Origin of the sequence: Rhodococcoides kroppenstedtii, assembly GCF_900111805.1 — a bacterium.
Lineage (GTDB): Bacteria > Actinomycetota > Actinomycetes > Mycobacteriales > Mycobacteriaceae > Rhodococcoides > Rhodococcoides kroppenstedtii.
Map to the genome: position 1 here is coordinate 50,407 of NZ_FOJN01000015.1, position 26,681 is coordinate 77,087.

Sequence of the window (26,681 nt, forward strand, 5' to 3'; positions counted from 1 at the left end):
TCACCGCACGGCGAGAACCGGCAGACCCGCGGGAACTCCCTCGGCGAGAAGCGCCGTCACGGCCTCCACGTCGAGGGAGTTCTCCACGAGATCGGCCAGCAGGTCCACCTGGGCAGTACGCAGCGCGTCGACGTCGGTATCGGGGGCCGCGACGAACCCGCGCCGACCGGCCCGCGCGGCGACCTCCGTCAGCCAGTCCCGCCGGAACGCGTCGTTCTCGAGCAGCCCGTGCCAGTGGGTGCCCCACACGGCGTTCCGGGCACTGCCCTCGCCCCCACCGTCCGCACCGTCGATCCACGCGGGATCGGTCGACCGCGCGACGCGGCCGTGGTGAATCTCGTAACCGCGCAACCCCGTCGGCGACTGCACCCGGCGCAACACCTTGTCCGGTCGGAACTCGATGTCGAGGTCGAGCACGCCGAGGCCGGCCACGGCACCGGATCCCGACTCCACGTCGTCGACGATGCGCCGGCCGAGCATCTGATATCCGCCGCAGATGCCGAGAACCGGACCGCCGCGCTCGGCTCGCCGCGTGATTTCGTCGTCAATTCCGGTGCGGCGCAACCACTCCAGATCGTGGACCGTCGCTTTCGAGCCGGGCAGGACCACCAGATCGGCGTCCGCCAGCCGCGACGGGTCCGTCGCCCACTGGACGCTGACCCCTGGTTCGCACGCGAGCGCCTCGACGTCGGTCGAGTTGGAGACGCGCGGCAGGCGCACCGCCGCCACCCGCAGCCACTGCGTCCCGACGGGCCGGCCGGGCCGTCCCACAGGCGAATCGGCCGTCGTGCCGAGGGAGTCCTCCGCGTCGAGCCACAGGGCGTCGTCGAACGGCACCACGCCGTAGGTCGGCCGACCCGTCCGATCCTGCAGCGTGTCGAGCCCCGGCTGCAACAGCGCCGGATCTCCCCGGAACTTGTTGACGACGAAGCCCGCGATCAGCGCTTGATCGTCCGGATCGAGAATCGCCAGAGTGCCGAAGAAGTGCGCGAGCACTCCCCCACGATCGATGTCGCCCACCACGATCACCGGCAGGTCCGCCGCCCGGGCGAGACCGAGGTTGGCCAGATCCGTCGCGCGCAGGTTGATCTCGGCGGGCGACCCGGCGCCCTCGCAGATCACGACGTCGAACTCGGCGCGGAGCGACGCCAGGTCCTCGGCGACGACGGCGCGCAGCGCTTCACGGTGCGCCATGTAGTCGCGCGCGCCGACCGACCCGGTGGCCCGGCCGCGGACCACCAGTTGCGACGTCCGATCCCCGCCGGGCTTGAGCAGCACCGGGTTGAAGCGCACGCTGGGTTCGAGGCCGCACGCCCGCGCCTGCAGTGCCTGAGCGCGGCCGATCTCACCGCCGTCGAGCGTCACCACCGAGTTGTTGGACATGTTCTGCGCCTTGAACGGCGCCACGCGCACCCCTCGTCGCGCGAGCAATCGGCAGAGACCCGCGACGAGAACGCTCTTCCCCGCGTCCGACGTGGTGCCCGCCACGAGCAGCGCGCCGGCGAGCGGCGAGGAGGTCACGGCAGGGTGAGGATCTCGGCGCCGGTGTCGGTGACGACGAGGGTGTGCTCGAACTGGGCGGTCCAGCGGCGGTCCTTGGTGACGACGGTCCACCCGTCGTTCCACTGCTCCCAGTCGATGCCGCCGAGGTTGATCATCGGCTCGATGGTGAAGGTCATGCCCGGCTCGATGACCGTGTCGACACTCGGCTCGTCGTAGTGCAGCACCACCAGACCGTTGTGGAACGTCGTCCCCACCCCGTGACCGGTGAAGTCGCGGACGACGCCGTAGCCGAACCGGTTCGCGTAGGACTCGATGACGCGGCCCACGACGTTCAGTGCGCGGCCCGGCTTGACCGCCTTGATGGCCCGCATCGTCGCCTCGTGCGTCCGCTCCACGAGCAGCCGCGCCTCCTCGGACACCTCACCGGCTAGGAAGGTCGCGTTGGTGTCGCCGTGGACTCCGTCGACGTACGCGGTGACGTCGATGTTGACGATGTCCCCGTCCTGGATCACCGTCGAGTCGGGGATGCCGTGGCAGATGACCTCGTTCAGCGAGGTACAGCAGGACTTCGGAAAACCCTTGTAGCCCAACGTCGACGGGTACGCACCGTGGTCGATCATGTACTCGTGCGCGATGCGGTCGAGCGCATCGGTGGTCACGCCCGGCGCCACCGCGTTGCCCGCCTCGCGCAGCGCCTGCGCCGCGATGCGCGACGCCACCCGCATCTTCTCGATGGTCTCGGGCGTCTGCACCCACGGCTCCGACCCCTCGCGGGCGGTCTTCTTCCAGGCGTACTCCGGCCGCTCGATGTGCTTGGGGACGGGAAGCACGTCGGAGACGGTGCCGGGTTCGAGAACAGTGCGAACAGCCATGCCCCCGAGCGTAGTCCGTGGTCAGTAGCCCTCGGGCAGCGCCGTGAACATATCCCTCGTCACGGCCACCGCGTTGTCGGAGCTGCCGCCGCGCACGACGAGCGTGGCGAAGGCCAGGTCACCGCGATAGCCGACGAACCACGCATGCGAGCCGCCGTCGACCTCGGCCTCGCCGGTCTTGCCGTAGACCTCGCCCTGATCGGCGATTCGGTCGGCGGTTCCGCTGGTGACCACCGACCGCATCATGCCGCGCAACCCGTCGACGACAGCGGGGTCGACCGTCGGCCGGTCCCCCTCGACGGCGGTCTCCTCGCCCTGGATCAACCGCGGCGTCGGGGTGCTGCCGTGCGCCACGGTGGCGGCGGCGAGGGCCATGCCGAACGTGGACACGAGCACCTTGCCCTGGCCGAACCCGTCCTCGGTCCGCTGCACCAGATCGGGCGCCGGGGGCACGGATCCGGACTCGGTGGGCAGGCCCGTCACCGTGTACTCGGGGCCGATGCCGAACATGGCGGCCGCGCTCGTCAGGTCGTCGGGTCCCATCTCGCTGGCGAGCTTGGCGAAGGAGGTGTTGCAGGACCGCGTGAACGCCGTGCTCATCGAGACGTCGCCGAGCGAGAACTCGTTGTAGTTGGGCACGCTGCGCTCCCCGATGACGATGCGCCCCGGACACGGCACCGTGCTGCCGGGCGTCGCAAGCCCCTCCGCGATGGCCGCCCCCGCCGTGACGATCTTGAACGTCGACCCCGGCGGGTACAGACCGGTGGACGCCACCGGTCCGTCCCGGTCCGCGGCCTCGTTCTGCGCAACGGCCAGGATGTCCCCCGTCGAGGGTTGGATCACCACCATCATCGCTTGATCGCGGGAGACGTTCACCGCGTTCTGCGCGGCCACCTGGATCGGCCGGTCGAGGCTGATGCTGATGGACGGCACCGGTTCCGGCGCCGTTTCGGTCAGCACCCCGACGTCGGCCCCGTTGGCGTTGACGGCGACGACGCTCCACCCGGCCTCGCCGTCGACGCGGTCCATGACGGTCTTCTTGACCTGGCTCACCAGATCGGGCGCGAAGGATCGATCGGTCGAGACCAGATCCGACTCCTCGGTGACGGTGACGCCGGGCAGGGCCGACAGCTCGGCCGACACCGTGTCGTAGTCCTCCTCCCGCAGTGTCACCACGCGGTAGGCGCCCCGCGCGGCCGTGGCGGACTCGACCGTCGATTGCGCGGTGATGGAGTCGTCGAACGGACGCAGGAGCCGTTCCAGCGCGCGGGCCGTCGAGACGATCCGGTCGGACGTCAGCTCCGCGACGGTCCACGAGACGCCGAAGACCGTGCCCGGAACCAGGACGTCCGACCCGGCGTGTTCGTTGACCCGGGCACGCGGAGCGGCCATGGACCGGAGCACCATCGACTGCGTGTCGCCGAGCGTCGGATGCAGGTCGGTGGAGTTCCACCGCACCACCCAGTCACCGCCGCGCCGACCCATCCGCAACGACCCGTCGTACGTCCACGTCCGGTCCCGCGGCAGGTGCCAGGTGTAGGTGTAGTCGACGGTCGCGGTGTCGCCGTTCACCGTCACGGCACCGGTGCTCGCCTCGAGCGATTCCGCCTGCAGTCCGTCCCACGCGGTGTCGATCGCCCCGGCCGCGAGGTCCGGCCGGTCCGTTCCGGCGGCCGCCTCGGCGCTGTCCCGACTCGCCAGCGCGGCCACGAACGCATCGGCGGCGGATTCGGGGCCCTGCGGTTTCGGGGTGCACGCGACCGAGGCGACGGCGAGCAGGACGGCGAGCGCCGCGGCGACGGAACGGGAGATCATCGACTGTCATCGTAGGACCGGGGTGTGGCCCGGGTCCGTCCCGACACGCAGGGCCGGGACGTCAGTCCAGCAGCACCGTGGCGAAGGTCCCGACCTGCCGGAACCCGATGCGCTCGTACGCACGACGAGCCGGAACGTTGTAGCTGTTCACGTAGAGACTGGCAGTCCGGCCGCCGTCGATCACGGCCGCGGCCACGGCCGCCGTCCCGACGGACCCCAACCCGCGGCCGCGGCACAGCGGGTGGACCCACACTCCCTGGATCTGCCCGACGTCCCGCGAGAGCGACCCTACCTCGGCCTTGAAGACCACCTGACCGTCCTCGAATCGCGCCCACGCGCGCCCGGCCGCGATCAGATCGGCGATGCGCCGGCGGTATCCCCGACCGCCGTCACCGGCCCGCGGGTCGACGCCCACCTCCTCGATGAACATCGCGACGGCCGCCGTCAGGTACACGTCGATCTCGTCGGCGGTGACCCGGCGCACGGCCGGGTCGGCCGTGTCCGGCCGCACGACGAGCGCGAGAAGAGGTTGGTCGGCCCGCACCTCGCGGGCGGATCCCCACTCAGGCTCGAGCATCGACCAGATCGGCAGGGTCAGCTCCGCGCGCCCGACCAACGACGAACACAGCCGCGGACCGCGCAGGGCCCGGTCGGCGAAACTCCGCAGATCGTCGACCTCGCCGCGGAGCGGCACCAGGTTGGCCCCGGAGAAGCAGAGCGACGACGACGGACCGCCACGAGACCACAGTTCGCCGTGGTTCACCCGCGGCTCGATGCCCGACTCCTCGATGCGCGACGCGACCATGCACGACGCGACGGGGTCCGACCGCAGCACGCGGAGGACCTCGTCGGTGTCACGTCGGGTCAGCGCCTTCGCGCCGAGGAGCTTGAGCATCGGTGTCTCGCCGCGGGTCAGCCGACGGACACCACCGGCGAGGAACCGGCGTCGGCGTCGCCCTCGAAGGTCTCCGCGATCCGCATGGCCTCCTCGATCAACGTCTCGACGATCTGCGCCTCCGGCACGGTCTTGATGACCTCGCCCTTGACGAAGATCTGGCCCTTGCCGTTGCCCGACGCGACACCGAGGTCCGCGTCCCGCGCCTCACCGGGGCCGTTGACGACGCAGCCCATGACGGCCACGCGCAGCGGGATCTCCATGCCCTCCAGGCCGGCCGTGACCTGGTCGGCCAGGGTGTAGACGTCGACCTGAGCGCGTCCGCAGGACGGGCAGGACACGATCTCGAGCTTGCGGGGCCGCAGGTTCAGGGACTGCAGGATCTGCGTCCCGACCTTGATTTCCTCGTTCGGCGGCGCCGAGAGCGAGACGCGGATGGTGTCCCCGATTCCGTCTGCGAGCAGCGACCCGAAGGCGACGGCGGACTTGATGGTGCCCTGGAAGGCGGGGCCGGCCTCGGTCACCCCGAGGTGCAGCGGGTAGTCGCACTGCGCCGCGAGCTGGCGGTAGGCCTCCACCATCACCACGGGGTCGTTGTGCTTGACCGAGATCTTGATGTCACCGAAGCCGTGCTCCTCGAACAGCGACGCCTCCCACAGCGCGGACTCGACGAGGGCCTCGGGCGTGGCCTTGCCGTACTTCTGCATGAGCCGCGGATCGAGCGAACCCGCGTTGACGCCGATTCGGATCGGGATGCCGGCGTCGCCTGCCGCCTTGGCGACCTCCTTGACGCGGCCGTCGAACTCCTTGATGTTGCCGGGGTTCACGCGCACGGCGGCACACCCGGCGTCGATGGCCGCGAAGATGTAGCGCGGCTGGAAGTGGATGTCGGCGATGACGGGGATCTGCGACTTGCGCGCGATCGTCGCCAGCGCGTCGGCGTCCTCCTGCCGCGGGCACGCGACGCGCACGATGTCGCAGCCCGACGCGGTGAGCTCCGCGATCTGCTGCAGGGTCGAGTTGATGTCGTGGGTCTTGGTGGTGCACATCGACTGCACCGAGATGGGATGGTCGCTCCCGACGCCCACGCTGCCCACCTGCAACTGCCGGGTCTTGCGACGCGGAGCCAGCACGGGGGGCGGTCCGGCCGGTATGCCCAGTCCTACGGTCACTTCAGTCCTTTCGTCGCCTGCCGGTGGTCACCGGCCGACTGCACACCAGTCTAGTTACCGAACAGGTCGATGGGATTGACGATGTCCGCGGTCAACGTCAGCAGCATGAACGCGCCGCCGATGGCGATGACCACGTACGTCAACGGCATCAGTTTGAGGTAGTTCACCGGGTCGCCGCGACCCAGACCGCGCAGTGCACGAATCCGATTGCGGATGCCCTCGTAGATCGTCACCGCGATGTGTCCGCCGTCGAGCGGCAGCAGCGGCAACAGGTTGAACACACCGAGGAAGAAGTTCAGGGTCGCGAGCAGTCCGATGAACAGCTCCCACAGTCCGCGCTCGGCCGCCTGGCCGCCGATGACGCTGGCCCCGACGACGGAGATCGGGGTGTCGGCGGACCGCTCGCCGCCGGTGATCGACGTCCACAGGGCCCCGACCTTCTGCGGCAGGTCCGCGATGGCCTTGACCGTCTCCACACCGGTGTAGCCGGCGAACGAGATCGCGCCCGGTACGGCCGACAGGGCGTCGTACTGAATGGTGAGCGGAGTCCGCGCGACGCCGATCGCGCCGGTGGTGCGCAGTTCGGTCGCGTTCGGATCGTCCGCGGTCGCCGTGGAGAACAGGCGCTCGGTCCGCTGCACCGTGACGGGCAGCGTCAGGGCCTCGCCGGCGCGGTCGACCGTCACCTCGACGGTGCCCTGCGCGTTCTGGACGGCGGCGACGACGTCCGCGAACGTCGCCGTCGGCGTCCCGTCCACCGCGGTGACGACGTCACCGGCACGGATGCCGGCCGCCCCCGCCGGTCCGGGACCGGTGCAGGGCGCGATATCGCCGTCCGCGTCCTGCGGTGCGACGCACTGGGTCCCGGCGACGGTCGCCGACGTGTCGCGGTTCGGTAGCCCCCACCCGAGAGCCAGGGTGTAGAGCAGCGCGAAGCCGAGCACGAAGTTCATCGCGATCCCGCCGAACATCACGGCGAGGCGCTTCCAGGTCTTCTGCTTGTACATCGCGCGGTCGACCTCGTCGGGTGCGAGTTCGTCGACCGCCGTCATGCCGGCGATGTCGCAGAACCCCCCGGCGGGGATCGCCTTGAGTCCGTACTCGGTCTCACCGCGACGCCAGGAGAAGATCTTGGGGCCGAAGCCGATGTAGTAGCGGCGGACCTTCATGCCGGTGGCCTTGGCCACCCACATGTGGCCGCATTCGTGCAGTGCGATCGAGATGCCGATGCACACCGCGAACGCGACGACGCCGAGAACGAACACCATCGTCAGGAACGGCCTTTCTGTGCTGCGAGGTCCCGAGCGCGGTCACGGGCCCACGCGTCGGCCTCGAGGACGTCGTCGACCGTGGACGGTGGCGCCGACCAGCGGTCCGCGCCGTCCTCCACCACATCGGCGACGACGTCCACGATACGAGGGAAGGACAGGTCACCGGCAAGGAACGCCGCGGCGGCGACCTCGTTGGCGGCGTTGTATACCGCGGTGAGACACCCGCCGAGCTCTCCGGCCCGGCGCGCGAGCGCGACGGCCGGGAAGACGGCGTCGTCCAATGGCTCGAACTCCCAGGTGCTCGCCGTCCGGAAGTCCAGCGCGGGCGCGGCGTCCGCGACGCGATCCGGCCACCCCAGGGCCAACGCGATCGGCAGCAGCATCGACGGCGGACTGGCCTGCGCGAGGGTCGACCCGTCGGTGAACGTGACCATCGAGTGGACGATGGACTGCGGGTGCACGGTGACGTCGATGCGGTCGTACGGAATACCGAACAGCAGATGCGCCTCGATGACCTCGAGCCCCTTGTTGACCAGGGTCGCGGAGTTGAGGGTGTTCATCGGCCCCATCGACCAGGTGGGATGCTTGCCGGCCTGTTCCGGGGTCACCGACTCCAGACTCGCGCGGTCGCGTCCGCGGAACGGCCCGCCGGACGCCGTCACAACCAGCCGGGCCACCTCCTCGGCCCGACCCCCGCGCAGGCACTGGGCGAGCGCGGAGTGCTCCGAATCGACGGGCACGATCTGGCCGGGTGACGCCGCGTCGGTGACGAGCGATCCACCGGCCACGAGCGATTCCTTGTTGGCCAGCGCCAGACGCGCGCCGGATCGCAGCGCGGCGAGCGTGGGTGCGAGCCCGAGCGACCCCACCAGACCGTTGAGCACGACGTCCGCCTCGGTCTCCTCCACCAGCTGCCTCACCGCGTCCGGGCCCGAACGCACTCCGGGCAGATCGAGTCGCGCTGCGGCACGGGGATCGGCGACCGCGACCCCGGTCACCCCGGTCTCGGCGATCTGCCGCGCGAGCAGGTCGATCGAACCGCCTCCCGCGGCGAGGCCCACCACGGTGAATCGATCGGGCCGCGCGGCCATCACTTCGAGCGCCTGCGTTCCGATCGAGCCCGTGCTGCCGAGCACGAGCACGCGCGTCGGGCCGTCACCATGCGTCGAGTCAAGGCTGTGCGTCGTCACCCGGACAGTGTGGCCGACGCACCTGACAGGCTCGTGTGAGGATGGCGCGGTGGCTCTTCGTCCGTCCGCCGATCCCGCCTCCTACCGCGCCGCACCGCTGACGTACCCGGAGGTCGGGGGCACGGCGTCGGAGTCGATGCCCTCGGCCGGCTACCACCACGTACGGGAGTCCCGGCCCCTCGGTCGCGGCGTCGAGCTGTTCGACGAGGCCGCACGGCGACTGCTGCGCTGGGACATGCACCGCGGCGCCGGCCTCGCGGTGCGCGCCACCGCGGTGGAGGCGGAGCCCGACGCGATCGTCGTCCTCGGACTGGGCCCGATCCGGATCCCCTGCCGGGTGGTCGACGTCATCGATCGGGTCGATCGGGTCGACGGGATCGACGACCGAACGGACGCCCGACGGGAACGCGGCTTCGCCTACGGAACGCTCCCCGGCCATCCGGAACGCGGCGAGGAGCGCTTCGTCGTGCGATACGACGAGCGCACCGGCGCGGTGTCGGCGCACATCCGGGCGTTCTCGACGGCGGGAAACGCAGTGGTCGCCCTCGGTGGCCCGCTGAATCGACTCGTGCAACGCGTGGCCACCCGGCGCTACCTCGACGCCCTGGTGACCACCGAGTCGCGCCCCTGAGCGAGCCGCTACGACGACCGGTCGTACGCCGCGATACGATCACGGCACGTCTCGCCCCCGGGGCCCCGCGGGCGAACCCACGGACCCCGACGAACTTCAGGAGGATCGGTCGTGACCGGAAGCATCGAGCCGCGCTCGGACGCCCCGCGCGTTCCCGCCACGAACGTCCACATCGCCGAGGTCCCCTCCGCCGCGTGGGGATGGAGCGGCGAGGCGCCGCGCACGTTCCGCATCGCCGGCTGGATCATCTCGCTGTTCCTGCTGGTGATGATCATCGGCAATCACACCGGCCGCGTCGAGGACCTCTGGCTCGTCGGCTTCGCCGTGCTGCTGTGGATCGTGCTGATCCGCGACATCGTGCTGCGCCGCAAGCCGCGCCGCGGCTGACCGCCGACCGACTCAGTTCTCGGCAGCCAACTGGCCGCACGCCGCGGCGATCTCCTGACCGCGCGTGTCGCGCACGGTGCAGGAGACACCGCCGGCGCGCACGCGGCGGACGAACTCCTCCTCGACCGGCTTGGGGCTCGCGTCCCACTCGCTGCCCGGCGTGGGGTTCAACGGAATCAGATTCACGTGGACCAGCGCGCCCAGCGCCTTCTTCAGCTTCTTTGCCAGCAGATCCGCTCGCCACGGCTGGTCGTTCACGTCACGGATCAGCGCGTATTCGATGGACACCCGTCGTCCCGTCGTGTCGGCGTAGTACCGCGCAGCGTCCAGCACCTCGGCGATCGACCAGCGGTTGTTGACCGGCACCAGAGTGTCGCGGAGTTCGTCGTCCGGGCAGTGCAGGGACACCGCGAGGGTCACCGTCAGACCTTCGTCGGCGAGTTTGCGGATCGCCGGGGCGAGACCGACGGTCGAGACGGTCACCGACCGCTGGGACAGGCCGAGCCCCTCGGGAGCGGGTGAGACGATGCGCTTGACCGCCGCCACCACGCGCTTGTAGTTGGCCAGCGGCTCGCCCATGCCCATGAACACCACGTTGGACAGGCGACCCTCGCCGCCCTCCACCACGCCGTCGCGGAGGTCGGCGGCCGCGGAGCGCACCTGGTCGACGATCTCCGCCGTGGACAGATTGCGCTGCAGTCCTCCCTGGCCCGTGGCGCAGAACGGGCAGGCCATACCGCACCCGGCCTGACTGGAGATGCACAGCGTGGCGCGGTCGGGGTAGCGCATGAGGACCGATTCGAGCAGGGTTCCGTCGCCCGCCCGCCACAGCGTCTTGCGGGTGTCGCCGCCGTCGCAGGCGACGTGCTTGACGGGGCTGAGCAACGTCGGGAACAGAGCGGCTCCGACCTTCTCGCGCACCGAGGCGGGCAGGTCCGTCATCTTCTCGGCGTCGGCCTGCAGCCGCCCGTAGTACTGCCGGGCGAGCTGGTCGGCTCGGAACGCCGGCAGGCCGAGCTCGACGACGGCGGCGCGGCGCTGGTCGGCGTCGAGGTCCGCGAGGTGCGTCGCGGGCATGCCGCGGCGGGGTGCGTCGAAGACGAGGGGAAGAGCGGTGGGTGCCATAGTGCCTCCAGTGTCTCACTGCGGAGCGGTGAGCTCGACCGGCTCGACCGGCTCGGTCGCATCGCAACCGGGCTTGATACCCCGGGCTCGGTAGGGTGCAAACACTTCTCGCCCGGGTAATCATTCCCTCATGTCTCGCACCTCGTCCGGCGCCGCCGATTCCGCCGCGTCCGACCCCACCGATCCGACGTCGTCCGCGCTGCCCGGATCGGGACTCGATTCCGGTGGCTCCGACGTCGCCGTCTCCGACAGTCGTCTCCCGGCCGGGAAGACGCCCGACGGCGTGAAGCACACCCGCGCCGCCGCGCTCTACACCGGCCTGGTGGTCGGCGCGATCGTGCTGGTCGTGTTGATGGTGTTCATCCTGCAGAACCTCGACAGCGTGCCGATCCACCTGTTCGGCTGGACGTTCGATCTCCCCGTCGGCATCGGGATGCTCCTGGCCGCGGTGGCCGGCGCCCTGGTCATGGCCACGGCGGGTGGCGTGCGCATCCTGCAGGTCCGTCGGGCGGCCAAGCGTAAGTAGCGTCACATGGTGTCGTGAATGTTCGGTGCCACACGTGAACACTATTGACGCAACCTTCCCCGATCGACTGTGGCGATGCACAGTGGGGTGGTGACGACCTTCCTGGAGAACCCCGTGTCATCAGTCGCTGCGGACCGGGCCCGGTCGTGGCTGCTCGTCCCCGGAAGCAAGCCCGAGTTGTTCACCCCGGCCCTCGAATCCGAGGTCGACGCCGTCATCCTCGACATCGAGGATGCGGTGTCCCCCGCCGGCAAGCCCGCGGCGCGCGACGCCGTGGTCGCCTGGTTGCGCGGCGGCCGTCGCGCGTGGGTCCGCATCAACGACGCCACCACCCCGTTCTGGGCCGACGACCTCGACGCTCTGCGCGGCATCGACACCCTCGAGGGCGTCATGCTCGCCAAGACCGAGAGCGGTAGCCAGGTGGAGGCCACGGCCGCTCGGCTGGGCGACGGTATCCGCGTGGTCGCACTCGTCGAGTCCGCGATGGGCCTCGAGGCCGCGCCGGAGATCGCGCGGGCGGACGCGACGTTCCGTCTCGCGTTCGGCAGCGGGGACTTTCGCCGGGACACCGGAATGAGCGACGAGCCGATGGCGATGGCCTACCCGCGGGCACGCCTGGTGGTCGCCAGCCGCGCCGCCCGCCTCCCCGGTCCGATCGACGGACCGACGTTGACGGTCAACGACGAGCACCTCGCCCGGGACAGCCGACTCACCGTGTCGATGGGTATGACCGGTCGCCTCTGCATGCACGCCGGCCAGGCGCCCGTCGTCAACCGCGAGCTGGCTCCCTCCCCCGACGACGTGATCTGGGCGCGCGACACCATCGCGGCGCTCGGTGTCGACGGCGAGCACGTGCGCGACGGCAGCGATCTTCCGCGCCTCGCCCGCGCGAAGAAGATCACCGATCAGGCGCGGGCCTTCTCCATCGGCTGACCCCTACCGATCGGCGGCCCGTCACCGCCGCACGTACTCGGCCAGGTGCCGGCCGGTCAGAGTGGACCCGTCCGCCACCAGTGCGGCGGGCGTCCCCTCGAACACCACCGATCCGCCGTCGTGACCCGCCCCGGGGCCGAGGTCGACGATCCAGTCGGCGTGCGCCATCACCGCCTGGTGGTGTTCGATCACGACGAGCGTCGTCCCGGCATCGACCAGCCTGTCCAGGAGCGCCAGCAACTGCTCCACGTCGGCGAGATGCAGACCGGTGGTCGGCTCGTCGAGAATCAGGACCCCACCCTTCTCCCCCATGTGCGTCGCCATCTTCAGCCGCTGGCGTTCGCCGCCGGAGAGCGTCGTCAAGGGCTGACCGAGCGCGACGTACCCGAGCCCGACGTCCGACAGGCGCGTCAGGATGCGGTGCGCGGCGGGCAGGGCCGCCTCGCCGTCGCCGAAGAACGTCGACGCCTCCGCGACGGACATAGCGAGCACCTCGCTGATGTCGCGACCGCCGAGGTGGTAGTCCAGGACCGAGGCCTGGAACCGACGGCCCTCGCACACCTCGCACGGTGTGCTCATCCCGGCCACGATGCCGAGGTCGGTGTAGATGACCCCGGCCCCGTTGCACGCCGGGCACGCCCCCTCCGAGTTCGCGCTGAACAGCGCCGGCTTGACCCCGTTCTGCTTGGCGAACGCCTTCCTGATGGGGTCGAGCAGTCCGGTGTAGGTCGCGGGATTGCTGCGGCGAGAACCCCGGATGGGACTTTGGTCGACCGTCACCACCCCGTCCAGCCCGGCGAGCGACCCGTGGATCAGGGTGCTCTTCCCGGAGCCCGCGACGCCGGTGATCACCGTGAGCACACCCGTCGGGATGTCGACGTCGACACCGCGGAGGTTGTGCCGATCGGCACCGCGGATCTCGAGCGCGCCGGTCGGGGTTCGAAGGGTCTCCTTGAGGGCGACCCGATCGTCGAAGTGCCGACCGGTCACCGTGTCGCTTCTGCGCAGACCTTCCACGTCCCCCTCGAAGCAGACCGTGCCACCCGCAGTGCCGGCGCCCGGCCCGAGGTCGACGATGTGGTCGGCGACGACGATGGTCTCCGGCTTGTGTTCGACCACCAGCACGGTGTTGCCCTTGTCCCGGAGGGACTGCAGCAGCCCGTTCATGCGCTCGATGTCGTGCGGGTGCAGTCCTGTCGTGGGTTCGTCGAAGACGTAGGTCACGTCGGTGAGCGACGAGCCCAGATGTCGAATCATCTTGACGCGCTGCGCCTCGCCGCCGGAGAGCGTGCCGGCGGGTCGATCGAGCGACACGTAGCCGAGGCCGATGTCGACGAACGAGTCGAGCGTTCGACGGAGCGTGGTGAGCAGCGGGGCGACCGACGGGTGATCCAGACCGGCCACCCAGCGGGCGAGGTCGGTGATCTGCATGGCGCAGGCGTCCGCGATGGACACCCCGTCGATCCGCGAGGATCGCGCCGCCTCGGTCAGACGGGTGCCGTCGCACTCCGGGCACGTCGCGAAGGTCACCGCCCGCTCGACGAAGGCCCGGATATGGGGCTGCATGGCCTCGACGTCCTTGGCCAGGAACGACTTCTTGATCTGCGGGACCAGGCCCGCGTACGTGAGGTTGATGCCGTCGACCTTGATCTTGGTCGGCTCGCGGTACAGCAGGTCGTCGAGCTGCTTCTTCGTGAACTTCGCGATCGGCTTGTCGGGGTCGAAGTACCCGCAGCCCCGGAAGATCCGGCCGTACCACCCCTCCATGCTGTAGCCGGGGATGGTGATGGCGCCCTCGTTCAGCGACTTCGACGCGTCGTACAGCGCAGTGAGGTCGATGTCGGACACCGAGCCGCGGCCCTCGCACCGCGGGCACATTCCGCCCGTGATCTCGAAGCTGCGACGCTCCCGGGTCTCGCGTCCGCCCTTCGAGACGGTGACGGCGCCCGCCCCGGAGATCGAGGCGACGTTGAACGAAAACGCCTGCGGCGACCCGATGTGCGGATCGCCGAGGCGGCTGAACAGGATGCGCAGGAGCGCATCGGCGTCGGTCGCGGTGCCGACCGTCGACCGCGGGTCCGATCCGAGGCGCGATTGATCGACGACGATCGCCGTGGTGAGTCCGTCGAGCACGTCCACGTCGGGGCGAGCCAACGTCGGCATGAACCCCTGCACGAAGGCGCTGTAGGTCTCGTTGATCATGCGCTGGGACTCCGCCGCGACGGTGCCGAACACCAGCGAACTCTTCCCCGACCCGGACACCCCGGTGAACACCGTGAGCCGCCGTTTGGGGATGCGAACGCTCACGTCGCGCAGATTGTTCACCCGGGCGCCCTGGACGGTGATGACGTCGTGCACGTCCGCGGGATGGGCGCCGCCGGTGGTGTCGATCCGACTCATCGATTCCCCTCGCTGCAGTGATCGAACAGCATCAGACCGTAGTCCGTCGGCCGCGGTCGAGCGTCGTTCTTCGGCGGACGTGGATGCGATAGCCGACCTCGACGGTGGTCCCGGTGATCTCTCGGCGGGCGCGGTCGGCCACCGCGCGCGAGAACTCGATGCCCAGCACCGCGTCGAGCGTCCGACGGTCGTCGAAGACCCAGCGCGTCCTGACGCGACGATCGTCGAATCCCTGTGCGGCGAAAAATCGTTCGACCGCAGCCGGGTCGTACCGGGGCAGGTCGCGCCGCATCCAGTCGCCGTACGGCGGCACGGTCGCGTCCAGATCGACGATCACCAGCGCGCCGCCGGGTCGCAATACCCGCATGGCCTCGGCGATACCTGGCCCGCACCCGGGACCGAAGAAGTACGCCGTGCGCGCGTGCACCACGTCCACCGACGCGTCGCCCTGCGGCAGGGCGTCCGCTCGGCCCTCGCTCACGCGCACGTGCGTCAGGTGCGCGGTACGGCGACGGGCGCGCTCGACCAGCGGCGGATGCGGCTCGACGCCGACGACGCTGCGGGCGTCGGCCGCGAACATCGGCAGGTGGAAGCCGGCGCCGCACCCGACGTCGACGACGTCGCGTCCCGTCCACGGCGCCACCTCGCGGAGCACGCCCTCGACGACGCCGTCGGGATCCTGCGCGCGGTTCTCGGCTTCGTAGACGTCCGGCCACCGCCAGATGTTGGGGCTCGGTACGACGGCCGGGCGGTGCTCAGACGAACGCGGCAAGGACCAGCCAGGTGACGAGGACCGACGGCAACACCGAATCGAGCCGGTCCATGAGTCCGCCGTGCCCGGGAAGCATGGTGCCCATGTCCTTGATGCGGAGGTCGCGTTTGACCTGGGACTCGACCAGGTCGCCCAGCGTCGCCGAGAAGACGACCAGCACGCCGAGGAGCACGCCGATCAGCGGATTCGCGTCGAGCAGGAACCCCACCGTCAGCGCCGAGCCGACGACGCAGAGCAGCAACGAGCCGCCGAGTCCCTCCCAGGACTTCTTCGGGCTGATGGCGGGGGCCATGGGATGGCGGCCGAAGAGGACGCCGGCCGCGTACCCGCCGACGTCGGAGCACACGACCGCGATCATGAGCACCAGGACGCGGGCACCGCCGTCGTCGCCCTGGCACAGCAGCGCCGCGAACGCGCCGAAGAGCGGAAGCCAGGACAGCACGAAGATCGACACGGCGCAGTCGCGCAGGTAGTTCCGCGGCGGCTCGTGCAGCCCGCCGGAGAGCAGACGCCAGACCATGATCACCAGCACCGCGGCACCGAATGCGGAGAACGCACCCGTCGCCCCCAACGGGAGGGTCAGCCAGATGACCGCCTGGCCACCCAGGATGAGCGGGATGCGTGGGACGGCGATGTCGGCCTCACGCAGCCGCTTGGTGACCTCCCACGAGGCGACGGCGATGGCGACGGCCGCCACCCCGACGAAGGCGATGGGGACGAACACCAGGACGACGATCAGCATCACCCCGAGGGCCACACCGACCGCGATGGCGGCCGGCAGATCGCGACCGGCCCGCGACGTCGATGTCCCCGTGGTCGTCCGGGCCGCCGGATCGCCCTGCTCGGGTGTGCTCACGGAGGTCATACCTCCATCAGTTCCGCTTCCTTGTTCTTCACGATCTCCTCGACCTGGGCGACGTACTTCGACGTCGTCTTGTCGAGCTCCGCTTCCGCGCGGGTCACCTCGTCCTCGCCGGCCTCGCCGTCCTTCTGGATGCGCTTGAGCTCGTCCATCGCCTTGCGGCGTACGTTGCGAATGGACACCTTGGCGTCCTCGCCCTTGCCCTTGGCCTGCTTCACGAACTCCCGACGACGCTCCTCGGTGAGCTGCGGAACCGAGATGCGAATGATGTGGCCGTCGTTCGTGGGGTTGACTCCGAGATCCGAGTTGCGGATCGCCGTCTCGATGGGACCGAGCTGACTCTGCTCGTAGGGCTTGACGATCACCATGCGGGCTTCCGGCACGTTGATGCCCGCCAGCTGCGTGATGGGGGTCAGGGCCCCGTAGTACTCCACCATGACCTTGGCGAACATGCCCGGGTTGGCGCGGCCGGTCCGGATCGAGGCCAGGTCGCCCTGCGCGACCGAGACGGCCTTCTCCATTCGCTCCTCGGCATCGAAGAGTGCTTCGTCGATCACGACCGTTCCTTCCGATAGTTCGCTCGCCCGGTCATTGACGGGGCCGGATGACTACTTGACCAACGTGCCGATCTTCTCACCGGCCACCGCACGTGCGATGTTCCCCTCGGTGAGCAGATTGAACACCATGATCGGCATTCCATTGTCCATGCAGAGGCTGAACGCGGTGGCGTCCGCGACCTTCAGACCCTTCTCGATCACCTCGCGGTGAGTGATCTCGGTGAACATCGTGGCGTCGGGGTCCACCTTCGGGTCGGCCGAATACACCCCGTCGACCGCCTTGGCCATGAGGACCACCTCGGCACCGATCTCGAGGGCGCGCTGCGCGGCCGTGGTGTCGGTGGAGAAGTAGGGCATGCCCATGCCGGCGCCGAAGATGACGACGCGGCCCTTCTCGAGATGACGCTCCGCGCGGAGCGGGATGTACGGCTCGGCGACCTGGCCCATGGTGATGGCGGTCTGCACGCGCGTGGTGATCCCCTGCTTCTCCAGGAAGTCCTGCAGGGCGAGGCAGTTCATGACGGTGCCGAGCATGCCCATGTAGTCCGAGCGGGAACGGTCCATGCCGCGGATCTGGAGCTCGGCACCGCGGAAGAAGTTGCCGCCACCGATGACCACGGCGACCTGGGCGCCGGACCGCACGACCTCGGCGATCTCCTCGGCCACCTTCTGCACGACGTCGGGGTCGAGACCGACCTGTCCGCCACCGAACATCTCGCCGCCGAGCTTGAGCAACACTCGTCGGAAACCGGGTCGCGCCGTCTCGTCGGTCACGATGCCTCTCCTGTCCGTCGGGAATTCGGGTGCCTGAAGGGCATCTTGCCCCATCGGCCGGTCGGTCGGCGGTGCCGCCCGCCCGCCACAGCGGACGGTGCCGCCCACTCGAGGTGAGTGGACGGCACCGTCGACGCTGTTCGTGCGGGTTCCGCTACGACCGTCGGGTCAGTTGGAGCCGACCTCGAAGCGCACGAAGCGGGTGATGGTGACCCCGGCGTCCGCCAGCATCGCCTTGACCGACTTCTTGCTGTCCTGCACGGACGACTGCTCGGTGAGCACGACGTCCTTGTAGTAGCCGTTGACACGACCCTCGACGATCTTGGGGAGCGCAGCCTCCGGCTTACCCTCCTCGCGCGCGGTCTGCTCGGCGATACGACGCTCGCCCTCGACGACGTCCTCGGGGACCTCGTCGCGCGTGACGTACTTGGCCTTGAGCGCGGCCACCTGCATCGCGGCACCGCGAGCGGCCTCCGCGGCGGCGTCGCCCTCACCGGTGTACTCGACGAGCACGCCGACGGCGGGCGGCAGGTCCGCACTGCGCTTGTGCAGGTAGGTCGCGACCGGGCCGTCGAAGGAGACGACGCGACGAATCTCGAGCTTCTCGCCGATCTTGGCCGAGAGCTCCTGCAGTGCGGTGTCGACGGTCTTGCCGTTCAGGTCGAGCGCCTTCAGCGCATCGACGTCGGCCGGCTTGCCCTGCGCCGCGACGTCCGCCACGGACTGCGCGAACGACTGGAACTCCTCGTTCTTGGCGACGAAGTCGGTCTCGGAGTTGATCTCGACCAGGACGCCGTCCTTGGCCACGACCAGTCCCTCGGCGGTGGAGCGCTCGGCACGCTTGCCGACGTCCTTCGCGCCCTTGATGCGCAGCTGCTCGACGGCCTTGTCGAAGTCGCCGTCGTTGTCGGCGAGTGCGTTCTTGCAGTCCAGCATCCCGGAGCCGGTGAGCTCACGGAGCCGCTTGACGTCGGCGGCGGTGTAGTTCGCCATCTGGTCCAGCCTCCCAGTAGAAGTTCGAGTGAAAGATCGAGATGAGCCCGTCCCGGTGTCTCACACCGGGGTGAACGCGGGGTGACACAGAACGAGACCCGGCGTACCGCGAGGGGTGCGCCGGGTCTCGTGGGGCATCAGCTCTGTGCGTTCGACGCGTCCGCGGCGGGAGCGTCGGCGGCCGGAGCGTCCGTGACCGGAGCGTCCGTCGCGGCAGGGGTCTCCGCCGCGGCCTGCTGCGTGGCCTCGGCGGCCGGGGACGCCTGAGCGAGCTGCTCGAGCTCCCACTCGGCGAGGGGCTCGCCGGCGCCGACCTCGGGCTTGTCGTCCGCGCCGGAGTTGCGGCCGGCACGGGCCTGCACACCCTCGGCCACGGCGGACGCCACGACCTTGGTGAGCAGCGCGGCGGACCGGATCGCGTCGTCGTTACCCGGGATCGGGTAGTCGACCACGTCGGGGTCGCAGTTGGTGTCCAGGATCGCGATGACCGGGATGTTCAGCTTGCGAGCCTCGCCGACGGCGATGTGCTCCTTGTTGGTGTCGACGACCCACACGGCCGAGGGCACCTTGGCCATGTCCCGGATACCACCGAGGGTGCGATCCAGCTTGGTCATCTCACGCGTGAGCATGAGGATTTCCTTCTTGGTGCGACCCTCGAAACCACCGGTCTGCTCCATCGCCTCGAGCTCCTTGAGGCGCTGCAGGCGCTTGTGCACGGTGGAGAAGTTGGTGAGCATGCCACCGAGCCAGCGCTGGTTCACGTAGGGCATGCCCACGCGAGTGGCCTCGGCCGCGATGGATTCCTGCGCCTGCTTCTTGGTGCCGACGAAGAGCACCGTGCCGCCGTGGGCGACGGTCTCCTTGACGAACTCGTACGCCTTGTCGATGTACGTCAGCGTCTGCTGCAGGTCGATGATGTAGATGCCGTTGCGGTCGGTGAAGATGAATCGCTTCATCTTCGGGTTCCAACGGCGGGTCTGATGCCCGAAGTGCGTGCCGCTGTCGAGCAGCTGCTTCATGGTCACAACAGCCATGGCTGTGCGTCTCTCTTTCTCTGCCGGTTGATGCACGGCGTTCGACCCGCGAGGGTCGAGGTGATCCGTGCCCTGGCACCCGCCGTTCGCCGGAACCCGTGAGAGACGGGACCAGCCGACGAACACGTACCCGAGCGATGGCCGGGTGCGACGAATGCGCGAAGTCGACCTGTACGGACAGGTCGCATCGGACAGTGTACGACGCGTGCGCCGCAGGTCATAACCGGGCATCCCCGGGGCGCCCACCCCGAGCCCGGCCGTCCCCGGGTGGCTCCTCGCGGCGTCGCGGACCCGTCGGGGACGGGCACGGTGTCGGCCATGCCGATTCTCCCGTACGCCGCCGTCCGGTCCGGAACGATCGTCTCGCTCCTCCTGCTCGTCCCGGGGCTCTGCGCCGTCGTCCCCGCCGCCGCGACGCAGCCGTTCCGGTGGCCCTTGGAGCCGCGGCCCGTCGTCGTCACCCCGTTCGCGCCGCCGCCGGAACGCTGGCTGCCCGGACACCGCGGGCTCGACCTCGACGGGAGTCCGACCGCGGGACCGACGGTGCTGGCCGCGGGTGACGGGGTGGTCGCGTTCGCCGGCCTCGTGGCCGGTCGCGGTGTCGTCGCGCTCGATCACGGCGACGTGCGCACCACGTACGAACCCGTCCGACCCCTGGTCGCCCGCGGCACCCGGGTTCGTCGGGGGGACTCGATCGCCGTGCTCGAGGACGGCCATGCGTCCTGTCCCGTGGTGCGCTGCCTGCACTGGGGCGCCCGGCGCGGCGACACCTACGTCGACCCGATGTCGCTCCTGCGCGAAGTTCCGATCCGGTTGAAGCCACCGTCGACGTCGCGGCGCGCGAGCACACCGTCGAGGTCGCGGCGATCCGTCACCAGGCGCGCAGACCGTCCGGCGCGGCGGGAACGGCGTGCCGTCCGCCGGCGGCCGGGAAGTCGTCGGCCATCATCGCGGCGAGCTCGACGAAGGCGTCGCGGGTGCGCGGCCGTAGCCGGTCGAGCTCGACGACGGACCCTTCCGCGAGGTGCTCGTCGAACGGGATCACCACGACGGCGCGGCACCGTGCCAGGAAGTGCCGGGTGAGCTCCTCCATGTCGATGCTCGCGGCGCCCGGCCGGTTGGCGCTCACGACCACGACCGTCCGCTCGACCAGGTGTGCGTAGCCGTGTAGCCCGAGCCAGTCCAGCGTGGCGGCGGCACTGCGGGCTCCGTCCACCGCGGGCGAGCTGACCAGGACCAATGCATGGGCGAGCGAGAGCACCCCGTCCATGGCGGAATGCATGATGCCGGTGCCGCAGTCCGTGAGGACGATGCCGTAGTGGGTGCAGAGGGTCTCCACCACCGCTCGGTAGTCGCGGTCCGTGAAGGCCTCGGACGCCGCGGGATCCCGTTCGCCCGCCACCACCTCGAGACGGGACGACGACTGCGACGTGTGCAGGCGAACGTCGGCGTAGCTGCGGATGTAGGGGCGCGCGGCCAGCAGATCGCGCACGGTCGAGGTGGTCTGCCGCGGAACCCGCTCGCCGAGTGTGCCGAAATCCGGGTTCGCGTCGACCGCCACCACGTTGTCCCCGCGGAGGGACGCGAGCACCGAACCGAGCCCGACCGTGACGGTGGTCTTGCCGACGCCGCCTTTGAGCGAGAGCAACGCGATGCGGTAGTCGCCGGTCACCGGCTGGGTGATGCGGTCGTGGAGGTTCTGCCGACGCACCTCGGCGGCCGACGCTCGTCGGCCGAGCATCGCGTCGACGGCCCGCCGCCACGCACCGGACCGCGGCGATGCATCCGTCGACGGGCCCGTCCCGAGTGGTGCGGCACGGCGGGCCGGACCGTGGCCCTGCGGACCCGGTGGCGGGAACTCCCGGGCTGCGTCGTTCTCCGGAGGGGAACCCTGCCGGGTGTGGTCGGGGAAAGGCCGACCGTCCCCCGGACGTCCGTCGTTCGCGCGTCCTGCGCCGTAGGGGTCCGCGTGTCCCGCGCCGTGGGGGTCCGCGCGAGCCGCGCCGTAGGGGTAGGCCTCGCCCGCGGTGGAGCCGGTGGGTTCGGTGGGGCGGGCCGGCTCGGGTGGCAGCCACGCGGAGTTCGCACCGTCGAATCGGGCCGGGTCGAACCGGGTCATCACGCCTCCCCTCGTGGGTCTCGGCGCTGCCCCCCGGTGTGCGCCCCCGTCGGCACGAACGCTACCAAAAGGCACGTCGACGCACCTCGGCCGGTGTTTCGCGCCGGTCGAGGACGCTCAGGCGCGCGGATGGGCCCGATCGTGCACGGCGCGCAGCCGATCCACCGACACGTGGGTGTAGAGCTGGGTCGTCGCGAGGGACGCGTGACCGAGCAGTTCCTGCACGACACGCAGGTCCGCTCCCCCTTCGAGCAGGTGCGTCGCCGCGGAGTGACGCAACCCGTGCGGTCCGAGGTCGGGCGCCCCGGGAACGGCGTCGAGAACGCGATGCACGACGGTTCTCGCCTGACGCTGGTCGAGGCGACCCCCGCGGGCGCCCAGCAGCAGAGCACCGCCCGATCGCGGATTCGCGAGCGCCGGTCGGCCGTTCTCCACCCAGGCGGACAGCGCACGCTCGGCCGGTACGCCGAACGGCACCACCCGTTCACGGTCGCCCTTGCCGAGGACCCGGATCACCCGTCGGTCCCGGTCGACGTCGTCGACGTCGAGACCGCAGAGCTCCCCCACCCGGATACCGGTGGCGTAGAGCAACTCGACGATCAGATGGTCCCGCAGCGCGAGCGGGTCCTGCTGCTCGGCGCCGAGCGCCGCCGCGGACAGGGCCTCCGCGGCCTCTCCGGCCCGCAACACCCCGGGCAACGTCCGGTGCGCGGCCGGTGCTGCGAGCGACGCGCCCGGATCGGTGGCGATCACCTCGGACTCGGCGAGCCACGAGGTGAACGTCCGCACCGAACTGACCCGCCTGGCGACGGTGGTACGCGCCGACCGACGCGAGACGTCGGCGAGCCAGGCACGCAGCGCACGCCGGGTCACCACCTCGTCGAGGTCGCCGTCGGGGTCCGCGTCCAGGAACGCGAACAGCGACTCGACGTCGGAGAGGTACGCGCGGACGGTGTGCGCCGAACGGCCTCGCCGGTAGGTCAGGTGGTCGGCGAAGCGCGCCAGCAGACGGGACTCAGGCCTCGGCGGCCGCGAGGTCTCTCTTCCACGTGCGGAATCCCTCTTCGGTGCGGCCACGGCGCCAGTATCCCGAAATGGAGGCCCACTCGGCGGGAACGCCACGCTCCCGGCGCACGTAGGGGCGGATGTGATGCATGACGGCCTCGGCTTCCCCGTGCACGAAGACCTGCACCGGACCCGGACGCCACTCGATCGCTCTCACGGCAGCCACCAGCGGGGCGTTCGCGCCGACGACGTCGTCCGGCGCCACGTCCGCGGACGCGCCCCGGTGCACCCACTGCACCTCGACACCCGCGGGAGCGGTGAGCGGAAGTCGATCACCCGGCCCGGCCACCTCGACGACGGCCACTCCACGAGCGTTCTCCGGCATCGCGCGCAGGGCTGCCGCCAGCGCGGGGAGTCCGGTCTCGTCGGCGGCGAGCAGATGCCACGCGGCGTCCTCGCGTGGGGCGTAGGCGCCGGCGGGGCCGTAGAACGAGAGGGGTTGTCCCGGTTGCGCGTTCGACGCCCAGGGGCCGGCCACGCCCGACTCGCCGTGGACGACGAAGTCGATGGCGATCTCGCGCGCGGCGCGGTCGACCGCGCTCACGGTGTAGGTGCGCAGCACCGCCTCCCCCGCGACGTCGAAGTGCAGCTTGACGTAGCCGTCCGTGAACTCGCTGGGTTCGAACTCGTCGAACCCGGGGTCACCGAGGACCACGCGAACGAGGTGGTCGGCCACCTTCTCGGTGCGCCGAACGGTCAGGGTGGTGATGCGACGTGCCACGTGTTCTCCGATCGAGCCGCGCCGCGTGCGCAGCCGAGTAAGCCTTACCTAAGTCTCACTCGACCCTAGCGCACGCGGCGCGACCGCGGTGTCGGTGCGCCGCGTCAGTGGGCGGCGTCGTACGCGTCCTGGATCTCCTGGCTGATGCGTCCGCGCGTCGAGACCTCGAAGCCGTTCTCCTTCGCCCAGGCGCGCACCTCGCTCAGGTTCTGCCGGCTCTTGTTCGATCCGCCCGAACCGGACGCGCGACGCGTCTTCCGCCCGCCGACCTTTTCGGCGTGCTCGATCCAGAAAGCGAATTGGTCGTACAACTCGTTCGCGTGCTTGTGATTGAGGTCGATCGAGTAGGACACCCCGCCGACGGAGAACTCGACCGTTTCACCCTGACCGTCCTTGATCAACGAGCCGTCGACATCGTCGATCATTTGCACTGTCGTCCGTCGTGCCATTTCTCGCTCCTCGTCCGTGACCCCGTGAATTCAATCGAAGATAACAGACGTACGCACCGATCAGCGGATCCGGTCACGTCGATTCGACACGGATTCACGACTTTCGTGTACAACAGCCGTTGCATTTCCCGGGCGGCACCGATCGGTCACCGACCAACCGATCCGGCAGGCGACCGACCAGCCCCGGTAAAGTGCATCCCACGCACCTCCGTCCGGGTCGTCGGCGGCGGGCGGGCGAAGGGACCGAGGGCATGGCGCAGAACGGAATTGCGCCGACCGGTCGTTACGTTCCGGGCCGACGACACACTTTTCTGGATCTGTTCAGCGGATCGGGCGGGATGAGTTGCGGTTTCCACCGGCACGGCGGCTTCGAGGTGGTCGGGGCCGTGGACGCGCAGCTGGGGAAACCGTCCAGCACCCGGGGGTCGCTCGAATGCAATTCGTCCTACGCCGCGAATATCGGACGGAACCCGCACGCGGTGGACCTCGGCACCATTTCCACTCGGGAGCTGTCGGACCTCGTCGCACCCGCCCTTGCCGGGCGACCTCTCGACGTCCTCAGCGCCTGCCCACCGTGCACCGGCTTCTCGCGTGCGAATCCGTCGAATCATGCCCGAGACGATCCCCGCAATTCGTTGGTCGCCCGCGTCGCGGACGTGGCCCGCGAGTTCCGCCCCGCAGTCGTCGTGATGGAGAACGCGCGCGAATTGGTCGGCGGAAATTTCCGCGGCCATCTCGAGGCCTTGCGGCAACGCCTCGAGGACGACGGATACACCGTCGACGCGTCGGTGTACATGCTCTCCGAGCTCGGGCTGCCGCAGAAGCGGGAGCGATCCGTCGTCGTCGCGGTGCGCGGCGATCGGCCCCTGATGACGCTCACGGACCTGTGGAGCGGGTGGCGCGTCCGCCCGGAGGCGGTGACCGTGCGACGCGCCATCGCCGACCTGCCCCCGGTCGAGGCCGGCGTCGCCCACGTCGACGATCCCCTGCACGTCTCGCCGAGCATCGGCCGGGACTCCACCCGTCGACGCCTGCGCGCCATCCCGCACGACGGCGGATCCTGGCTCGATCTCCGGTCGGCGCCGGGCGGCGAGGAGCACCTGACGCCGGCGATGCGACGCTCGATCGCGGCGGGCCGCCTCGGATCGCATCCCGACGTCTACGGGCGCCTGTGGTGGGACCGCCCGGCGCCCACCGTCAAACGCGAGTGCGGCCACTTCGGCAACGGGCGGTACACCCACCCCGAGCAGGACCGGCTCTGCACCGTACGAGAGCTGGCTCTGCTCAACGGCTTTCCCGCAGATTACCGGTTCGATGCACGCTCCCTGTCCAACATGTACCGCCACATCGGCGACGCCGTCCCACCGTTGATCTCCGCCCAACTGGCCGCGATCACAGCCTGGATCCTCGGCGACGACCACACGCACATGCCGACGCCCCACGACGCCGTGCTCGCGGGCACCTCGCTGCGGGCGGAGGACATCGAGGCCGAGTCGCACTCACCCGGACACCCGGACCCAACCGGAGCGTCCCCGGTGCGCGTACCCCTCGACCTCGAGCACCACCAGCGCTGAGCGCACCGCGGCCACCGGAATCCCGGACGTCACCGAGATCTCCTCCGGCTGCACCGCACCCGCCGTCGGCAACGCATCGAGAGTTCGTGCCGCCGTCTCCGGCAACGCATCGAGCCGTCGTCCGAACAGCGAGTCCCGCTCGTCCGACGCCGCCGGCGCCGACCCGAGCGGACCGATCTCCGCGGCGACGTCCTGCGCCCCGGTCACCAACATCGCCTCGCCCTCCCGGATCATGCGATGACACCCCGCCGACGACGCCGACGTCACCGGCCCCGGCACCGCCACCACCGGCCGCCCCACCGCGCGCGCCCACGAGGCGGTGTTGCGCGCACCGCTGCGCCACCCCGCCTCGACCACCACGACACCGTCAGCCAGCGCGGCGACCAACCGATTCCGCGCCAGGAACCGGTACCGCGCCGGCGTCGTTCCGGGCGGATACTCGCTCACCACCGCCCCCTGCTCCGCGATGCGCTCCAGCAGCCGCGAGTGCCCGGCCGGATAGGCCCGGTCCACCCCGCAAGCCAGGACCGCGACCGTCGTGCCGCCCACGCCGAGCGCCGCACGATGCGCGGCCCCGTCGATGCCGTACGCGGCACCCGAGACCACCGTCCACCCGTCCACCGCCAGGTCCCCCGAGATCTCCGCCGTCACGTGATCGCCGTAGGACGTCGCCGCCCGCGTACCGACCACCGCCACCGCCTGCTCGGTGCACGACGCCAGGTTCGCCGACCCGACCACCCACAACGCCAGCGGCGCCGCCGCATCCCTTCGCGCCGCCGGATCGAGCCGGTCCAACGCCGTGAGCCGCCACGCCGGCCACTCCGCATCGGTCCGCACCACCAGCCGGCCGCCCAACCGCGCGAGCGTCGCCGTCGCCTCGGCCGGGTCGACCCCCGCCCGCGCCGCCACCCGCTCGCGCATCGCCGCGGGCACGTCGCCGACCCGCACCGCATCCGCGGCATCCAGCACCCCCCGCTCGGCGACGAGCTTCTCCAGCTCGGGCGACGGGCCCAACGCCACCATCGACAGATACGCCCACGC

Annotated in this window: 25 protein-coding genes and 1 pseudogene; 6 read left to right on the forward strand and 20 right to left on the reverse strand. The window is 70.3% G+C overall.

The features are described from left to right. The 7 genes from BMZ18_RS16180 to dxr form a co-directional block, all read right to left on the reverse strand. Positions 1-1,521, reverse strand: coding sequence for a cobyric acid synthase (locus BMZ18_RS16180; protein WP_068364531.1), 1,521 nt, complete (start codon positions 1,519-1,521; stop codon positions 1-3). Then, positions 1,518-2,375 (reverse strand): type I methionyl aminopeptidase, encoded by an 858-nt coding sequence (gene map, locus BMZ18_RS16185; protein ID WP_068100685.1) that lies wholly within the window; start codon positions 2,373-2,375, stop codon positions 1,518-1,520. The genes BMZ18_RS16180 and map overlap by 4 nt, the downstream gene beginning before the upstream one ends. Before the next feature lie 21 nt (positions 2,376-2,396). After that, complete coding sequence (locus BMZ18_RS16190) at positions 2,397-4,190, reverse strand: penicillin-binding transpeptidase domain-containing protein (protein ID WP_068364529.1); 1,794 nt, start codon at positions 4,188-4,190, stop codon at positions 2,397-2,399. A gap of 61 nt (positions 4,191-4,251) precedes the next feature. Then, the gene (locus BMZ18_RS16195) at positions 4,252-5,085 is read right to left on the reverse strand and encodes a GNAT family N-acetyltransferase (protein ID WP_068100681.1); all 834 of its coding nucleotides are present in this window, start codon (positions 5,083-5,085) and stop codon (positions 4,252-4,254) included. Positions 5,086-5,102: 17 nt separating this feature from the next. Further along, positions 5,103-6,257 carry a flavodoxin-dependent (E)-4-hydroxy-3-methylbut-2-enyl-diphosphate synthase gene (gene ispG / locus BMZ18_RS16200; protein ID WP_068100678.1) on the reverse strand — a complete coding sequence of 385 codons (1,155 nt, stop codon included), beginning with the start codon at positions 6,255-6,257 and terminating at the stop codon, positions 5,103-5,105. Between the two features lie 50 nt (positions 6,258-6,307). After that, on the reverse strand, positions 6,308-7,525 hold the full coding sequence (locus BMZ18_RS16205; protein ID WP_068364527.1) for a M50 family metallopeptidase: 1,218 nt from the start codon (positions 7,523-7,525) through the stop codon (positions 6,308-6,310). A 2-nt stretch (positions 7,526-7,527) separates the two neighbouring features. After that, positions 7,528-8,718 carry a 1-deoxy-D-xylulose-5-phosphate reductoisomerase gene (dxr, locus tag BMZ18_RS16210; RefSeq protein ID WP_280141997.1) on the reverse strand — a complete coding sequence of 397 codons (1,191 nt, stop codon included), beginning with the start codon at positions 8,716-8,718 and terminating at the stop codon, positions 7,528-7,530. Positions 8,719-8,767: 49 nt separating this feature from the next. On the opposite strand from dxr, the gene BMZ18_RS16215 reads away from it, so the two are divergent. After that, entirely contained in the window at positions 8,768-9,349 is a 582-nt protein-coding gene (locus BMZ18_RS16215) for a DUF1990 domain-containing protein (protein WP_068364523.1), read from the forward strand. Positions 9,350-9,460: 111 nt separating this feature from the next. Further along, positions 9,461-9,736, forward strand: coding sequence for a DUF2631 domain-containing protein (locus BMZ18_RS16220; protein ID WP_068364520.1), 276 nt, complete (start codon positions 9,461-9,463; stop codon positions 9,734-9,736). Between the two features lie 12 nt (positions 9,737-9,748). Here the strand turns inward: BMZ18_RS16220 and rlmN are convergent, their stop codons facing one another. Continuing rightward, positions 9,749-10,861, reverse strand: coding sequence for a dual-specificity RNA methyltransferase RlmN (rlmN, locus tag BMZ18_RS16225; protein WP_068100669.1), 1,113 nt, complete (start codon positions 10,859-10,861; stop codon positions 9,749-9,751). Positions 10,862-10,991: 130 nt separating this feature from the next. Between rlmN and BMZ18_RS16230 the strand changes: the two genes are divergently transcribed. Together BMZ18_RS16230 and BMZ18_RS16235 are read left to right on the forward strand one after the other, a co-directional pair. After that, positions 10,992-11,387, forward strand: coding sequence for a LapA family protein (locus BMZ18_RS16230; protein WP_082895112.1), 396 nt, complete (start codon positions 10,992-10,994; stop codon positions 11,385-11,387). A 75-nt stretch (positions 11,388-11,462) separates the two neighbouring features. After that, complete coding sequence (locus BMZ18_RS16235) at positions 11,463-12,320, forward strand: HpcH/HpaI aldolase/citrate lyase family protein (protein WP_068105491.1); 858 nt, start codon at positions 11,463-11,465, stop codon at positions 12,318-12,320. Positions 12,321-12,341: 21 nt separating this feature from the next. Here BMZ18_RS16235 and BMZ18_RS16240 read toward each other — a convergent pair whose 3' ends face one another. The 7 genes from BMZ18_RS16240 to rpsB form a co-directional block, all read right to left on the reverse strand. Further along, a complete protein-coding gene (locus BMZ18_RS16240; RefSeq protein WP_068364517.1) occupies positions 12,342-14,720 on the reverse strand; it encodes an ATP-binding cassette domain-containing protein in 2,379 nt (792 codons plus the stop codon). Between the two features lie 31 nt (positions 14,721-14,751). Then, complete coding sequence (locus BMZ18_RS16245) at positions 14,752-15,492, reverse strand: class I SAM-dependent methyltransferase (protein ID WP_068100664.1); 741 nt, start codon at positions 15,490-15,492, stop codon at positions 14,752-14,754. Then, positions 15,476-16,357 carry a phosphatidate cytidylyltransferase gene (locus tag BMZ18_RS16250; RefSeq protein WP_082895111.1) on the reverse strand — a complete coding sequence of 294 codons (882 nt, stop codon included), beginning with the start codon at positions 16,355-16,357 and terminating at the stop codon, positions 15,476-15,478. Before BMZ18_RS16250 ends, BMZ18_RS16245 begins: the two co-directional genes overlap by 17 nt. Then, positions 16,354-16,911, reverse strand: a complete 558-nt coding sequence (gene frr / locus BMZ18_RS16255; RefSeq protein ID WP_068100662.1) for a ribosome recycling factor — start codon at positions 16,909-16,911, stop codon at positions 16,354-16,356. The genes BMZ18_RS16250 and frr overlap by 4 nt, the downstream gene beginning before the upstream one ends. A 51-nt stretch (positions 16,912-16,962) precedes the next feature. Further along, positions 16,963-17,685, reverse strand: a complete 723-nt coding sequence (gene pyrH / locus BMZ18_RS16260; protein ID WP_068100660.1) for a UMP kinase — start codon at positions 17,683-17,685, stop codon at positions 16,963-16,965. Between the two features lie 168 nt (positions 17,686-17,853). Then, complete coding sequence (gene tsf / locus BMZ18_RS16265) at positions 17,854-18,678, reverse strand: translation elongation factor Ts (RefSeq protein WP_068364514.1); 825 nt, start codon at positions 18,676-18,678, stop codon at positions 17,854-17,856. Between the two features lie 137 nt (positions 18,679-18,815). Beyond that, complete coding sequence (rpsB, locus tag BMZ18_RS16270; RefSeq protein WP_068105484.1) at positions 18,816-19,712, reverse strand: 30S ribosomal protein S2; 897 nt, start codon at positions 19,710-19,712, stop codon at positions 18,816-18,818. A gap of 318 nt (positions 19,713-20,030) precedes the next feature. On the opposite strand from rpsB, the pseudogene BMZ18_RS19190 reads away from it, so the two are divergent. Then, positions 20,031-20,483, forward strand: a pseudogene (locus BMZ18_RS19190) (M23 family metallopeptidase); the annotation flags it as partial. A gap of 100 nt (positions 20,484-20,583) precedes the next feature. Here BMZ18_RS19190 and BMZ18_RS16280 read toward each other — a convergent pair. From BMZ18_RS16280 to BMZ18_RS16295, 4 genes are all read right to left on the reverse strand, one after another. Then, on the reverse strand, positions 20,584-21,831 hold the full coding sequence (locus BMZ18_RS16280; protein ID WP_082895110.1) for a MinD/ParA family ATP-binding protein: 1,248 nt from the start codon (positions 21,829-21,831) through the stop codon (positions 20,584-20,586). Positions 21,832-21,948: 117 nt separating this feature from the next. Next, positions 21,949-22,839: a tyrosine recombinase XerC gene (locus BMZ18_RS16285; protein WP_068105481.1), complete on the reverse strand. Its 891-nt coding sequence runs from the start codon at positions 22,837-22,839 to the stop codon at positions 21,949-21,951. Between the two features lie 7 nt (positions 22,840-22,846). Next, complete coding sequence (locus BMZ18_RS16290) at positions 22,847-23,617, reverse strand: siderophore-interacting protein (RefSeq protein WP_068364511.1); 771 nt, start codon at positions 23,615-23,617, stop codon at positions 22,847-22,849. Positions 23,618-23,721: 104 nt separating this feature from the next. Then, complete coding sequence (locus tag BMZ18_RS16295; protein ID WP_068100654.1) at positions 23,722-24,066, reverse strand: histone-like nucleoid-structuring protein Lsr2; 345 nt, start codon at positions 24,064-24,066, stop codon at positions 23,722-23,724. 251 nt (positions 24,067-24,317) lie between these two features. On the opposite strand from BMZ18_RS16295, the gene BMZ18_RS16300 reads away from it, so the two are divergent. Beyond that, entirely contained in the window at positions 24,318-25,640 is a 1,323-nt protein-coding gene (locus BMZ18_RS16300; protein WP_068364510.1) for a DNA cytosine methyltransferase, read from the forward strand. On the opposite strand, the gene dprA is transcribed toward BMZ18_RS16300, so the two are convergent. Then, a complete protein-coding gene (dprA, locus tag BMZ18_RS16305; RefSeq protein ID WP_068364653.1) occupies positions 25,566-26,663 on the reverse strand; it encodes a DNA-processing protein DprA in 1,098 nt (365 codons plus the stop codon). The two genes, BMZ18_RS16300 and dprA, sit on opposite strands and share 75 nt — an antisense overlap. Positions 26,664-26,681 lie beyond the last annotated feature (18 nt).

What these genes read in the sequence shown, in the direction of transcription:
- map (WP_068100685.1), bottom strand. Translation starts at nt 2,375, where the DNA reads ATGGCTGTTCGCACTGTTCTCGAACCCGGCACCGTCTCCGACGTGCTT.
- BMZ18_RS16190 (WP_068364529.1), bottom strand. Translation starts at nt 4,190, where the DNA reads ATGATCTCCCGTTCCGTCGCCGCGGCGCTCGCCGTCCTGCTCGCCGTC.
- BMZ18_RS16195 (WP_068100681.1), bottom strand. Translation starts at nt 5,085, where the DNA reads ATGCTCAAGCTCCTCGGCGCGAAGGCGCTGACCCGACGTGACACCGAC.
- BMZ18_RS16205 (WP_068364527.1), bottom strand. Translation starts at nt 7,525, where the DNA reads ATGGTGTTCGTTCTCGGCGTCGTCGCGTTCGCGGTGTGCATCGGCATC.
- rlmN (WP_068100669.1), bottom strand. Translation starts at nt 10,861, where the DNA reads ATGGCACCCACCGCTCTTCCCCTCGTCTTCGACGCACCCCGCCGCGGC.
- BMZ18_RS16230 (WP_082895112.1), top strand. Translation starts at nt 10,992, where the DNA reads ATGTCTCGCACCTCGTCCGGCGCCGCCGATTCCGCCGCGTCCGACCCC.
- BMZ18_RS16235 (WP_068105491.1), top strand. Translation starts at nt 11,463, where the DNA reads ATGCACAGTGGGGTGGTGACGACCTTCCTGGAGAACCCCGTGTCATCA.
- BMZ18_RS16240 (WP_068364517.1), bottom strand. Translation starts at nt 14,720, where the DNA reads ATGAGTCGGATCGACACCACCGGCGGCGCCCATCCCGCGGACGTGCAC.
- BMZ18_RS16250 (WP_082895111.1), bottom strand. Translation starts at nt 16,357, where the DNA reads ATGACCTCCGTGAGCACACCCGAGCAGGGCGATCCGGCGGCCCGGACG.
- tsf (WP_068364514.1), bottom strand. Translation starts at nt 18,678, where the DNA reads ATGGCGAACTACACCGCCGCCGACGTCAAGCGGCTCCGTGAGCTCACC.
- rpsB (WP_068105484.1), bottom strand. Translation starts at nt 19,712, where the DNA reads ATGGCTGTTGTGACCATGAAGCAGCTGCTCGACAGCGGCACGCACTTC.
- BMZ18_RS16280 (WP_082895110.1), bottom strand. Translation starts at nt 21,831, where the DNA reads ATGACCCGGTTCGACCCGGCCCGATTCGACGGTGCGAACTCCGCGTGG.
- BMZ18_RS16295 (WP_068100654.1), bottom strand. Translation starts at nt 24,066, where the DNA reads ATGGCACGACGGACGACAGTGCAAATGATCGACGATGTCGACGGCTCG.
- BMZ18_RS16300 (WP_068364510.1), top strand. Translation starts at nt 24,318, where the DNA reads ATGGCGCAGAACGGAATTGCGCCGACCGGTCGTTACGTTCCGGGCCGA.
- dprA (WP_068364653.1), bottom strand. Translation starts at nt 26,663, where the DNA reads ATGGTGGCGTTGGGCCCGTCGCCCGAGCTGGAGAAGCTCGTCGCCGAG.